Annotated in this window: 1 protein-coding gene; it reads right to left on the bottom strand. The window is 67.0% G+C overall.

Translation table 11 applies throughout. The features are described 5' to 3' along the window. Window positions 1-233 (bottom strand): IS5/IS1182 family transposase (locus AVS7_RS18820; RefSeq protein WP_020229605.1); only part of this gene is annotated, 233 nt, incomplete at both ends.

Genomic DNA, 233 nt, shown 5'->3' with positions numbered 1-233 from the left:
GAGCTTTGCGCTTGCCCGGGCGCATCGCCACATGCCAGTTGGCCTCGACGTGCTGCGTCTCTTCTCGCTTGCTCACGCCCTGGTAGCCCGCGTCGGCGAACACATCGCTCTCCTGGCCATGCACCAACGCACCGGCCTGCGTCACGTCGTTGACGTTGGCCGCTGTGCCGATGACCGTGTGCACCAGGCCCGAGTCGGCGTCCACCCCGATGTGCGCCTTCATGCCGAAGTGC

The sequence above is a fragment of the Acidovorax sp. MR-S7 genome (assembly GCF_000400995.2).
GTDB lineage: Bacteria > Pseudomonadota > Gammaproteobacteria > Burkholderiales > Burkholderiaceae_C > MR-S7.
This window is presented reverse-complemented; position numbering and strand designations above follow the sequence as displayed.